We start from the raw sequence: 12,720 nt of genomic DNA, 5'->3' as shown, positions 1-12,720 counted from the left end.
AAGAGCAGGGTGTGTAGGAACGAGTAACGGAAACCCGCGGGCAAGTGCACGACTGTACAGACCGTCGTGCATAGCGGGTGCGTGGCCGACGTGCTGTAAGACGCCGGGGTCGACGTATCCACACCCCGCGGGGGTTTCAGTGAGCGACATCGCCACCCACCGTGGCTTTCGATGCTCGGATCAAACAATGGAAATCGAAATTGCAACCATCGGCGGTTACGAAGAAGTCGGCCGGCAGATGACGGCCGTTCGCGCGGGTGACGACGTTGTCATCTTCGACATGGGTCTGAACCTCTCGCAGGTTCTCATCCACGACAACGTCGAGACCGAGAAGATGCACAGCCTCGACCTGATCGACATGGGCGCTATCCCCGACGACCGGGTGATGAGCGAACTCGAAGGCGACGTGAAAGCCATCGTGCCGACCCACGGTCACCTCGACCACATCGGTGCGATCAGCAAACTCGCCCACCGCTACAACGCGCCTATCGTCGCGACGCCCTTCACTATCGAACTGGTGAAACAGCAGATAGAGAGCGAGCAGAAGTTCGGCGTCGAGAACAACCTCGTGAAGATGGAAGCGGGCGAGACGATGTCTATCGGTGAGCGGAACGAACTCGAGTTCGTCAACGTCACTCACTCGATCATCGACGCGATCAACCCGGTTCTGCACACGCCCGAGGGCGCTATCGTGTACGGCCTCGACAAGCGGATGGACCACACGCCGGTCATCGGCGACCCCATCGACATGAAGCGGTTCCGAGAGATCGGCCGCGAGGGCGAGGGCGTCCTCTGTTACATCGAGGACTGTACCAACGCCAACAAGAAAGGCCGGACGCCGAGCGAATCCGTCGCGCGGCGTCACCTGAAGGACGCGCTGTACTCGATGGAGGACTACGACGGCGGTATCGTCGCGACGACGTTCTCCAGTCACATCGCGCGCGTCCGCAGTCTCGTCGAGTTCGCCAAGGACATCGGCCGTCAGCCGGTGCTTCTGGGCCGCTCGATGGAGAAGTACTCCGGTACGGCCGAGCGACTCGACTTCGTCGACTTCCCCGAGGACTTGGGGATGTTCGGCCACCGCAAGTCAGTCGACCGCACGTTCAAGCGGATCATGAAGGAGGGCAAGGAGGATTACCTCCCCGTCGTGACGGGACACCAGGGCGAACCCCGCGCGATGCTTACGCGTATGGGCCGCGGCGAGACGCCGTACGAACTGGAAGACGGCGACAAAGTCGTCTTCTCGGCACGGGTCATCCCGGAGCCGACGAACGAGGGCCAGCGCTACCAGTCCGAGCGTCTCCTTCGCATGCAGGGCGCGCGCATCTACGACGACATCCACGTCTCCGGCCACCTGAACCAGGAGGGCCACTACGAGATGCTGGACGCACTTCAGCCCCAGAACGTCATCCCGGCGCACCAGGACATGAGCGGCTACTCGTCGTACGTCAACCTCTGCGAGAGCGAGGGGTACAAGATGGGCCGCGACCTGCACGTCACTCGAAACGGCAATCTGATCCAACTGGTCGAATAAGTAATGACGAGTCCCGAGGCGCGCGAAGAGACGGTGCTGTCGGCGGTCGCCGAGCGGCGCGAAACGGTCAACGAAGCCATCTCGGAATCGCTGCCGATAGCGGAACCGGAACGTCTGTACGAAGCCTCTCGGTATCTCCTCGATGCCGGCGGGAAGCGCCTCCGGCCGACGGTCCTGCTCGCAGTCGCCGAGTCGCTTGCGGAGGAGGCACACCAGACCGCGGATTACCGGTCGTTCCCCGACCTCTCGGGCGAGGAGATAGACATCATGTCCGCCGCGGTCAGCGTGGAAGTGATCCAGTCGTTTACGCTGATCCACGACGACATCATGGACGACGACGACCTGCGCCGCGGCGTCCCCGCAGTTCACCGCGAGTACGACCTCGAAACGGCGATCCTCGCCGGCGACACGCTGTACTCGAAGGCGTTCGAGATCATGCTGGAGACCGGTGCGCCGGCGGAGCGGTCGGTGGAGGCGCTCGACGTGCTGGCGAACACCTGTACGCAGATCTGCGAAGGGCAGTCGCTGGACGTCGAGTTCGAGACTCGGACGGACGTGCTTCCGGAGGAGTATCTCCGGATGGTCGAACAGAAGACGGCCGTGCTGTACGCCGCAAGCGCCGCGCTTCCGGCGATCCTGCTGGGTGCCGACGAGGAAACCGTCGACGCCCTGTACGGCTACGGCTTAGACGTCGGCCGGGCGTTCCAGATCCAGGACGACGTTCTCGACCTGACGGTCCCGAGCGAACAGCTCGGCAAACAGCGCGGGAGCGACCTCGTCGAGAACAAGCAGACACTGATCACCCTGCACGCCCGCAAACAGGGCGTCGACGTCGACTCGTTGGTCGGGACCGACGATGTCGACGCCGTCACCGAAGCGGAGATCGACGAGGCCGTCGAGGCGCTCGAAGCGGCCGGTAGCATCGACTACGCCAAAGAGACGGCACAGGAACTCGTCGAGACGGGGAAGGATCGGTTGGAGGTCCTGCCCGAAAACGACGCCCGGCGGCTGCTGGAGCAGATAGCGGACTACCTCATCGAACGGGGACACTGATAGGGATCAGTGTCACTGTGTACCGATGGTCGCCGACCCCGCGTCGGCGACCTGCCGAACTGCATGACAACAGTCCCTGTGACCGGTCCCTTCTCTCCGAGTTCGCTCTTCGACAGCGGTCAGTCCGTCGACCCGTCGTTCGTCCAGTAGTCGACGGTGTCGTCGGTTTGGTAGTAGCCCTGGAGGCTCCGTTCGCCCCTGCCGCCGGGTGCCGCACCGACGAACACACCGATCTTCCCCGTGTCGGGATACACCGTCACGTCCGGTTCGTCCATCGTCGAGGGCATCAGATATCTGAGCGCTCCATCGGAATCGTTGACGACGCGGTGCGCGCCGCGCTCGTTCCCCGGGAGCGCCACGTAATCGCCCGGTGCCAGCGGCATCGACTCGCCGTCGAGTCTGAGCGTCCCGCGACCGTCGAGGACGAATATCGCCTCTTCGTTTCCGGTGTGATAGTGGTACGGCCAGGACCGTCGCCCGGCGGGTATCTCGTACAGGCTACAGCCGATCCGCTCGCCGCCTGCGGCGTCGCCCAGCTGTTTGCGCTTGAAGAACGTCTCGCCTTCCTCCAGAGTCGTCCACTCCATCTCGTCGGCGTTGACTCTGCCCATGCGCGGGCGACGGTCTCGGTGGACAAAAAACCGGCCACACAGGGCCGTTCGGCCGTCGCGGCGGATGCTGCGTCCATTGGTCAGTCAGTGGGCGACTCGTCCGAACGGGGGTCGTCCGACGACGACTCTTCCGGTTCGTCCGTCGACGCGCCGTCTACCGTTCCCGCCGCCGACTCGTCCGCGCCGGCGGTCGCTCTTTCCTCCGACTCCGGTGGGAGTACGTCGTCGTCAGCGTCGTCCGCGTGGCTTTCAGGCGGGTCGAGTTCCGCCGGGGGCGGAGCGGACGTCGTCGGCGTCAGCGGTTCGCCGCGGACGAGCTCTGGGAGGATGATGCGGACGAACTCGACAACCAGAACGATGATCAGCGGGCCGAGGAAGAGGCCGTACCATCCGAACAGGAGCGGCCCGAAGATGTAGGCGAAGAGGACCAGGCCGACGTGCAGGTCTCGACCGGAGATGTACGGCCGCAGGAGTACCTCGGGAACCGTGTCGACGAACAGGAACACGACGCCGGCAAAGAGCAGACCGAACCACAGCAACGACGGGTCGGTAACGGCGGCGACGACGATGAGATACAGCGCCGCGGGGACCCAGACGATCTTTATCCCGACGACGGGGACGAGGCTCCCGGCCCCGGTGAGCAGGCCCAGTAGCGTCGGTACGGGAACGCCGAGTTCCGGCGGAGCGAACAGGCTGAGTGCGTTGTACACGACGGTTCCGACGACTGCGTTTGCGGCGGCAAAGAGGATGTTTCCGAAGTAGATCGAGTCGAGGTTGCGATCGACGGCGGTGAGATACGCGGCGGTCGCAGACCCCTCTCCGGCAAACTCCGAGCGGAACCACCGGGAGAACCGGCGGTCGTCGCGCAGGAGGTAGAACCCGATGGCGAGGGCGACAAAGAGGTGCAGGAGGGCGTTGACGATGACGCCGAGGTAGGTCGTGACGGCGTTTACAGCATCGCGGATCCCCTCGGCTGACCCGAACTCCTGGAGGAGTTGTGGGTTTTCCGTTAGCAGGCTGAGCCCCTTCCGGGGGTCCTGTATCCACTCGATGTCCATGTACGGGTCGAGCGCGGCGGTGTACGCCGACGCGTTCGGTGCGACCGCGGCGAGTTCCTGTGCGCCGATGACGACGGTGTAGCCGAACAAGAGGAGGACGGGGGCGGATATCGTCAGCAGGGAGACGATGGCGGCGAGGCTCGGCGGGCTGATTCGGTCGCGCATCCGCCGGTGGATACGCCGTGTCGCGTAGTAGACGAACAGCCCGAGGACGAACGTTCCGATGTAGGTGTACACCACCGTCCCCAGGGCGGCGAACAGAACGGCGGCGACCGCCCACCACGCGATCCGGTTTCGGTCCAGACCGCTTCCCGTACTTGCCATTGCCGTATCTTGCCGGTCTGTCCACAAGAAAGCCGCGGGGAATGGCCCGAGAACGGGGGAAAACGGATCCGCGGGGATTTTGTCTCCGGCCCCGGTAGCCCGACGTAATGGATCAGGAACTCCGAGAGAGCATAGAGACGGCCGCCGAGAAACACGCGTTGCTCAACGCAGTGAAACACGAGAGCGACGCCGACGTCGGCGCGATCATGGGGCCGCTGATGGGCGAGAACCCGGAGTTCCGGGAGCACGGCGACGAGGTTCCCGGCGTCGCGGGCGGCGTCATCGCGGAGGTCAACAACCTCTCCCACGAGGAGCGAGTCGAACGCCTGGAGGAACTCGCGCCGGACGAACTGGAGGAGATCCTGGCTGAGGACGAGGGCGACGATCAGGCTCTACCGGACCTGCCGAACGTCGTGGAGCCAAGCTCCACGAGCGCTGACTCGCTGGCTCGTCAGGATGGCGACGAATACGACGAGATCCGGATGCGCGTCGCGCCGAACCCCAACGGCCCGTGGCACATCGGCCACGCGCGGATGCCCGCCGTCATCGGGACGTACAAGGAGATGTACGACGGCTGGTTCTGCGTCCGGTTCGACGACACCGACCCCGAGACGAAGCGGCCCGACCTCGACGCCTACGACCAGATCATCGAGGACATCGAGTATCTCGGCTTCGACCCGGACGCCGTCTACCGCGCCAGCGACCGGATGGAGACCTACTACGACCACGCCCGCGACCTGATCGAGAAAGGCGGCGCGTACACCTGTTCGTGCCCGCAGGGCGATTTCTCCGACATGAAAAACAGCGGCGAGGCGTGCCCCCACCGCGACAAGGACGCCGAGACGACGCTGTCGGAGTTCGAGGCGATGGTCGACGGCGAGTACGACAGCGGCGAGATGGTGCTGCGGGTCCGGACCGACATCGAGCACAAGAACCCGGCGCTCCGTGACTGGGTCGCGTTCCGCATGATCGACACGCCCCATCCGCGTGAGGAGGCGTCCGAGTACCGGTGCTGGCCGATGCTCGACTTCCAGAGCGGCGTCGACGACCACCTCCTCGACGTCACGCACATAATCAGGGGGATCGACCTGCAGGACTCCGCGAAGCGCCAGCGGTTCGTCTACGACTACTTCGGCTGGGAGTACCCCGAGGTGCTCCACTGGGGCCACGTGCAGATCGACGCCTTCGACGTGAAGATGTCCACCTCGACTATCAAACGGCTCATCGACGAGGGCGTACTCGACGGCTGGGACGACCCGCGAGCCCCCACCGTCGCGGCCTTCCGACGCCGCGGGATCCGCGGGGAGGCCATCACCGATGCGATGGTCGAACTCGGCACCTCTACGAGCGACGTCGACCTGGCGATGAGCGCGGTGTACTCGCACAACCGCGACCTGATCGACGACGATGCAAACCGCTACTTCTTCGTACGCGAATCCGGGGATAACGGCGACTTCGGAACGGTCGAACTTCCTCTTGCCGGCGACGCACCTGGCGAGGGGACGCCGCCGGTCCATCCCGAACACGAGGACCGCGGTCGGCGGTCGCTCCCCGTCGACGACGCCGTGGTGATCGAGTCGGCAGACCTGCCCGAAGCGGGGGAAAAACTCTGGCTCAAGGGGTACGGCCCCGTGGAGTACAACGGCAGCGAACTCCGCTACACGGACGACGACATCGAAGTTGTCCGAGAGGGCGAGGCCGACGTGGTTCACTGGGTGCCAGCCGGCGAGGAGACCGTCTCCGTGCGTCTCCGGACGCCGGAGGGCGACGTGACGGGCTACGCGGAACCGGCGTTCGCCGGCACTGACGCCGACGAGATGGTGCAGTTCGTGCGTGTCGGGTTCGCGCGGATCGACGGACACGGTGACGACGAGTCCGTGACCTACTTCGCCCACGAGTAGGCCGCTCGCGGGAGAAGGTCGTCGCCACGTGCCGGTCGACTGGCGGTCTCTCGCTCAGTCGCCCTCTCGCTCGAACGCGATCCCGGTCGCGAAACCGGTCCACGCAAGGCCGAATCCGAGCGCCGCGACGGGGAGGTTCGGCGTCGGTTCGACGCCGTTCAATAGCATTAACGCGCCGAACGTCGTCGCGCCAACGAACAGGCCGGACCACACGTTCCCGCTCGCACGCCACGTGTCCGGGTGGCGGAGTACGACGGCCGTCGCGACGGCATACGTGGGGGCGACGCCCACGAGGACGGGCGTCGACCGGTCATCCGGCGACGCGACGAGGTAGAGGCCGCCGGTCACCGCGGCGGCGACAACGAGCGCAAGAACGTACCGCGCTGAGCGTTCCATACGGGCCGCTCTACACCGGAACGAAATAACGTTTGTGTCCCCGTTCTCCTCCGGAAAACAACCATCAGACTTGTCGCGGAATCGACCGTCACCCCGCCGAAAGACCCTCAGATCACCACGACTAGGACAAACGAGAGAAGCATCGCGGTCGTAAGCACGACCTGCATGAACGTCGACCCGAGCATGCCGACGGTAGCGTACAGCGCCGCCTTCGCGCCCGCTGACCGGCTCTTACCGCGGTAGGCCTCGACGAGAAACACCGTCACCGCGACGCCGACGAGCGCGCCGAGCGGCCCGGTGAAAAAAAGCGTACCGACTCCGACGACGCTTGCGAGCGCCGTCGCCAGCCACGACGCGCCGCCTGCTTTCGCCGAGATCGTCCCGGCGAAGTAGTCGACGATCATAACCAGAAAGCCGATGAGCGTGAACGCCGCGAGCGCCAGGGTACCCGGATCACCGGTCGCCCACCAGTAGACGTACACGCCGGACAGCGAGAGGACGGCACCGGGAACCAACGGTACGACGCTCCCGACGACGCCCAGAACGAGCAACGCGACGGCAAGCACCGCGACGAGTTCGACCATACCGTCCGTTCGGCAGCGCGGGCCGAAAGCGCTTCGTTCCGGTCGTTCCTGCTCGCCGCCGACCGTCCCCTGACGGGTTCGTAGCAAATCTTTTCACGGTTATCCCTGTAGTGAAGGTGAGGGTAGTTATCAATGGCCATTGATTCCAACTTCGAGGAGAATCGCGACGTCGTCGACGAACACGAGGGTCACGACGTGTGGGGGCCGGTCGAGGAACCGGAGAAACTCGGCATTCACGGGACTCACGTCGCCGTGGACTTCGACATCTGTCTCGCGGACGGGGCGTGTCTGGAGGACTGTCCCGTGGACGTGTTCGAGTGGGTCGACACGCCGGACCACCCCGAAAGCGAGATCAAGGCCGATCCCGCAAACGAGGCCCAGTGCATCGACTGCATGCTTTGTGTTGACGTCTGCCCCGTCGACGCTATCGACGTCGACGCCGGGCGCGCAGGCCGCATCTGACGCCGCTACGTGTCCTTTCCCCGACGAATAATCACAAAAGACTATTACGGAGCCCCGGGTGAGATAGTCACACGAGGGGAACGATAGTCATGCACACAGTAGTACTGACGAAGGGAGTTCCGGATTTCCGCGAGGGGCAGGTGTCGTTCGACGAGGACGGCCACCTCGAACGCGGCAAGACGCCGACGGTGATGAACCCGAACGACAAACACGCCCTTCGCGCCGCGTTTCAGACGAAGGTTCGCAACGGCGGCCACGTCTCGCTGATGAGCATGGGGCCGCCGGGCTACAAGGAGGTCCTGCAGGAGGGAATGCGCGACGTCTACGCAGACGACCTCTATCTGCTCTCCGACCGCGAGATGGGCGCGGCGGACACGTGGGCAACGGCGATGACCGTCGCCACGGGCCTGCAGAAACTCGACGACCGACCGGACCTCGTGTTCGCGGGATTCAAGACCGCGGACGGGGAGACCGGCCACACCGGCCCCCAGACCTGCTGGTGTCTCGACTGGCCCGTCATCACGCACGTCATCTCGCTCGACGTGGACGAAGAGGAGAGAACCGTGCGAGCCAAACGCCTCGTCGAAGGCGACATCTCCGAAATAGAGACGGTCGAAGCGCCGATGCCGGCGTTTATCGTTGCGGACCCGGAGTACGAACCCAGTTATCGGAAGGCGAACCACCGACTGAAACACAAGGACCTGCGCGAGGAGACCAAAGAGCGCGCAGCGGAGTACGAGGACCACGTCACGGTGTGGGACCACGAGGACCTCAATCTCGACCCGGACTACATCGGACTCGACGGCTCACCGACTATCGTGTCGGGCGTCGACCCCATCCCCAAAGCGCCCTCCGAACGTGACGCGACGATGGTCGACGCCGACGACTCGGAGGGCATGGAACAGGTAGTCGACGAACTCGCGCCCTACGCCACAGGAGACTGACGATGGTTGAATTCGATCCTACCGAACACGAGATAGCCGAAATCGGACCGGAGATCAAAGACGTCGACGACCCGGACGAACTCCGGGAGATGCTCGAACTCGAAGCGGAGGGCGAGGACCGCGCGCCGGTCAAGACTCTCATCGAGGACCGCATCGAGAAGGTCGAAGACGACGAGGACGGGGAGATAGACCCCGAGACGGTCGACCTCTCCGAAATGACGGTCGCTGACATCGCCAACATGGTGCGGGACGTCGACGACGCCGACGTGTTACGCGATATCCTCGAACGCGAGACGGAGGGGAAAGAGCGCTCGTCGGCCATCTCGCAGATAGAAAACCGCATCGACTCCGTCGAAGGGAGCGAGGAAGAGGACGGCGAACCGGAGGTGTTCAAACCCCCGGAGGAGAAGTACCCGGAACTCGACCACCCGACGAACGACAAGCAGTGGGTCGAGGGAACGGTCGACGGCGACTACCGCGACATGTGGGTGTACTGCGAGACGCAGGCGGGCGAACTGATAGACGTCTCGAAGGAGATGCTGGGGAAGGCTCGCACCCTGATGGACGACTACAACGACGAGTACGGTGGCTCGGAAGACGGTACGTCTTCCGGCGAGGACGAGAAGGTGATCGCCGTCCTCGTCGGGGCCGACGCGAGCAAGCACGTCGAAGACGTTATCGCCTACGGCGCGGATATGGTCGTCTATCACGAGGACGACCGAGTCGAACGGTTCCGGCACAAACCCTACACGGAGATCATGTGCGACATGGCCCGCGCCGGCGGGCCGCTGGCCCCGGAGGGTCGCGAAGACGTCGACTGGAAGGAGTACCATGAACCCCGATACACGATTTTCCCGGCGACGAACAACGGTCGGGACCTGTCTGCACTGGTTCAGGGGGAACTCGACTCCGGCCTCGCGAGCGACTGCTCGGGACTGTACATCGAAAACGAGATGATCTCCAACCCGGCGAAAACCGGCGGGACCAGCGACAAGAAGGAGTTCGAACGGGTGTTACACATGAAGCGCCCGGACTTCTCCGGCTTCGAGTACTCGACTATCCTCTGTATCGACAAGCCGAACCGAGATTTCCACCCGCAGGGAGCGTCCGTGATCCCGGGAAGCTTCGACCTCCCGGAACCGGACCACGACCGCGAGGGGGAGATAGTCGAACACGAGATGGAACTGGACGACGAGTGGTTCCGCGTCGACGTAACAGAATACGACCAGTTGGACGAGGGCGTCGACCTGACCGGCCACGATGTCATCGTTGCGCTGGGTCGCGGTATCGGTGACGACCCCACGCGCGGCATGGAACTCGGTCTCGACCTCGTCGACGCGTTCGACGACGCTGACCTCGGCATCACGCGAGGGATCGTCACCTCGTCGTACGAGTTCGAGGGTCACGTCGAACAGTACAGCGCCGAGGAGCGCCAGATCGGCGAGACCGGACAGGTCGTCGAACCCGACGTGTACATCGCCGCCGGCATCTCCGGCGCGGTCCAGCACAAGGTCGGGATGGACGAGTCCGACACGATCGTTACGATAAACACGGACACCGACGCGGACATCCGCAACTTCTCGGACTACTTCATCGAGGGCGACCTGTTCGAGGTATTGCCCCGACTGACCGAGGCTGTCGAACGCGGCGAGTTCGCGAAGGCGGTTGCTGACGGTACTGGAGGTAAAAACGATGACTGATCACGAACATTACGAAGCGGTCGTTGTCGGTGCGGGGCCGGGCGGGGCCGCGGCGGCGGCGACGCTCGCGAAACACGATGTCGAGACGCTAGTGCTCGAACGCGGCGTCGACGCCGGGTCGAAAAACGTCAGCGGTGGCCTCATATACGCCGAGGAGTCCGCGCCGTACACAATAGACGACCTGTTCCCCGGGTTCCGAGAGCAGGCGGCCGAGCGCCCTGTCACAGACTACTACATCCACAACGTCGCGGGAGAGAAGGTGAAGACGTTCGACATCACCGACCTCCACGAGCACGACACCGAGTGGTCCGACGCCGTCCTCCGCCGGAAGATGGACTCGTGGCTCGCGGACCGCGTCCACGAGAAGACCCGCGAAACCGGCGGCGGTCTGTTGACGGAAGTCCACGTGAACGGCCTCCTCCGGGAGAATGGGGAGATAGTCGGCGTCACCTGCGACGAACTCGACCCGATCCGCGCGGACCTGATCGTCGCCGCGGACGGTGTCAACTCCGAACTCGCACGGGACGCCGGTCTGATGAGTTGGGAGGAACCGGACGAGTGGTTCCAGGGCGTCAAGGCCGTCGTCGACGTGCCGGACGTCGATGAGCGGTTCGACCTCGGCCCCGACGAGGGCGCAGCACACCTCTTCTCGGGGGACCTGTTCGAGGGCGTTCGCGGCGGCGGGTTCGTCTACACCAACGAGGACACGCTCTCCGTCGGAACGGTGTTCCACCTCGACAGTCTCGTCGCTGAGGAGGCCGAACCGCACGAACTGCTCGACAGCCTGCTCACGCACCCTCTGCTGGACGACTGGATCGGCGAGGACTACGAGGAACTGGAGTACTCGGCGAAACTGGTGCCGGACTCGAAGAAGGTCGCCCACGAGTCTCCCCACAAGGACCGCCTCGTTCTGGTCGGCGACGCGGGCGGCCAGATGCAGGCACAGGGACCGATCATCAAGGGGATGAACCACGCGGTGACTGCGGGTGCGCTCGCCGCCGAGGCGTACGTCGAAGCGCGCTCGCGTGGGGACACCGACCTGGCCGGGGAGCGCTACGCTACGAAACTCGACCGGGAGGGCGTGATGGACAAGCTACGCCCGACCCGGTACGAGTTGGCGAGCGCAGTCGGAGAGAACGATCTCGCCACGAGCATCGCCGACGGCGTGTTGCGCTCCGCGGTCGGTCGATTCGGCGTCCGAGTGCTGGGTGACCGCCTCGAAAACCTCTACTCGTCGCCGTTCCTCTCGATGCTGGCACCCGACACGCGGACGCCGTACGTGACCATGCCGACGGTCATCGCTGAGGAACTGGGCACCCGAGTCACCGCCGAGCGGACGATAGAGACGCCGGACCTGGCGGACCGCATCGGCGACCTGACGTACAATACGGACGTCGGAAACCCCCACATCGAACTACTCGATAACTCCGCGGAGGCGAGCGGCGCGGCGGTGTCGGCCTGTCCCGTGAGCGCGAAGGACTTCGGCGGCGGCTGTTACCGCGAGGAGACCGTCAAGACGAACGGGGACGAGAAGACGGCGGTGAGTCTCGACACTCAGCCGTGCGTGGAGTGTGGCACCTGCGCCATCGTCGCCGACACGGACTGGGAACATCCACAGGGCGGCAAAGGCGTCGAGTTCCGCGAGGGATGACCGAAAGCGTCGGCGACCGGATCCGCGACCTGTCCGACCGGGCCGACCGGGCCCGCGCGGCGTTCGACCCGCCGGCGAACCCGCCCGACGAGGAGCGAGCGCTGACCTACTTGCGGGAGGGGTTCGGGCCGACCGTTGCGCTGTATCTCGAATGCCGGACCGGCGGTCGGGCCGTCCGATTCGACAGCGACGAGTTCGCCCGCCTCCAGCGGACGATGAACGAGTGGCTCGAACTGTATGCCGCCTGCTACGGTGTCGAGATAGAGGCCGACGTTACCGTTCGGACGGCCGCCGAGGCGCTCATCGACACGCACAACGTGGTCGACGTGGCGCACGTCCTGACGGGCGTGCCGGACTGATACGGACTGTCGTAACTGTGTACCGGTACGCGCCTATTCGTTTCGTCGCTGTCCGGAGATAGACTTACGACAGTCCGTCAGAGGCCCGCCAGTCGGCGGCTGGCTGCCTGTTATCCGGCTGAGATATCGGTTCGTTCGTCGCT

General features: G+C 64.6%; 12 protein-coding genes. 8 read left to right on the top strand and 4 right to left on the bottom strand.

Annotated elements, in window-relative coordinates:
* Nucleotides 1-187: 187 nt before the first annotated feature.
* On the top strand, nt 188-1,534 hold the full coding sequence (locus EYW42_RS04860) for an RNase J family beta-CASP ribonuclease (protein ID WP_135534141.1): 1,347 nt from the start codon (nt 188-190) through the stop codon (nt 1,532-1,534).
* Between the two features lie 3 nt (nt 1,535-1,537).
* Nucleotides 1,538-2,587 (top strand): geranylfarnesyl diphosphate synthase, encoded by a 1,050-nt coding sequence (idsA3, locus tag EYW42_RS04855; RefSeq protein ID WP_135534140.1) that lies wholly within the window; start codon nt 1,538-1,540, stop codon nt 2,585-2,587.
* Nucleotides 2,588-2,706: 119 nt separating this feature from the next.
* Here the strand turns inward: idsA3 and EYW42_RS04850 are convergent, their stop codons facing one another.
* A complete protein-coding gene (locus EYW42_RS04850; RefSeq protein WP_135534139.1) occupies nt 2,707-3,198 on the bottom strand; it encodes a cupin domain-containing protein in 492 nt (163 codons plus the stop codon).
* Between the two features lie 80 nt (nt 3,199-3,278).
* Nucleotides 3,279-4,580, bottom strand: a complete 1,302-nt coding sequence (locus EYW42_RS04845) for an AI-2E family transporter (protein WP_135534138.1) — start codon at nt 4,578-4,580, stop codon at nt 3,279-3,281.
* Between the two features lie 107 nt (nt 4,581-4,687).
* On the opposite strand from EYW42_RS04845, the gene EYW42_RS04840 reads away from it, so the two are divergent.
* Nucleotides 4,688-6,481 (top strand): glutamate--tRNA ligase, encoded by a 1,794-nt coding sequence (locus tag EYW42_RS04840; RefSeq protein ID WP_135534137.1) that lies wholly within the window; start codon nt 4,688-4,690, stop codon nt 6,479-6,481.
* A 54-nt stretch (nt 6,482-6,535) separates the two neighbouring features.
* Here the strand turns inward: EYW42_RS04840 and EYW42_RS04835 are convergent, their stop codons facing one another.
* Nucleotides 6,536-6,877, bottom strand: coding sequence for a hypothetical protein (locus tag EYW42_RS04835; protein ID WP_135534136.1), 342 nt, complete (start codon nt 6,875-6,877; stop codon nt 6,536-6,538).
* A gap of 107 nt (nt 6,878-6,984) precedes the next feature.
* A complete protein-coding gene (locus tag EYW42_RS04830; RefSeq protein WP_135534135.1) occupies nt 6,985-7,461 on the bottom strand; it encodes a DUF456 domain-containing protein in 477 nt (158 codons plus the stop codon).
* Nucleotides 7,462-7,593: 132 nt separating this feature from the next.
* On the opposite strand from EYW42_RS04830, the gene EYW42_RS04825 reads away from it, so the two are divergent.
* From EYW42_RS04825 to EYW42_RS04805, 5 genes are all read left to right on the top strand, one after another.
* Nucleotides 7,594-7,923, top strand: a complete 330-nt coding sequence (locus EYW42_RS04825) for a 4Fe-4S dicluster domain-containing protein (protein ID WP_135534134.1) — start codon at nt 7,594-7,596, stop codon at nt 7,921-7,923.
* A gap of 89 nt (nt 7,924-8,012) precedes the next feature.
* On the top strand, nt 8,013-8,867 hold the full coding sequence (locus EYW42_RS04820) for an electron transfer flavoprotein subunit beta/FixA family protein (RefSeq protein WP_135534133.1): 855 nt from the start codon (nt 8,013-8,015) through the stop codon (nt 8,865-8,867).
* A gap of 2 nt (nt 8,868-8,869) precedes the next feature.
* Complete coding sequence (locus EYW42_RS04815) at nt 8,870-10,567, top strand: electron transfer flavoprotein subunit alpha/FixB family protein (protein WP_135534132.1); 1,698 nt, start codon at nt 8,870-8,872, stop codon at nt 10,565-10,567.
* Nucleotides 10,560-12,218: an FAD-dependent monooxygenase gene (locus EYW42_RS04810; RefSeq protein ID WP_135534131.1), complete on the top strand. Its 1,659-nt coding sequence runs from the start codon at nt 10,560-10,562 to the stop codon at nt 12,216-12,218. Before EYW42_RS04815 ends, EYW42_RS04810 begins: the two co-directional genes overlap by 8 nt.
* A complete protein-coding gene (locus EYW42_RS04805; protein WP_135534130.1) occupies nt 12,215-12,577 on the top strand; it encodes a hypothetical protein in 363 nt (120 codons plus the stop codon). Before EYW42_RS04810 ends, EYW42_RS04805 begins: the two co-directional genes overlap by 4 nt.
* Nucleotides 12,578-12,720 lie beyond the last annotated feature (143 nt).

This window comes from Halostella pelagica (assembly GCF_004762015.1).
In the GTDB taxonomy this organism is placed as follows: domain Archaea; phylum Halobacteriota; class Halobacteria; order Halobacteriales; family Natronoarchaeaceae; genus Halostella; species Halostella pelagica.
This window is presented reverse-complemented; position numbering and strand designations above follow the sequence as displayed.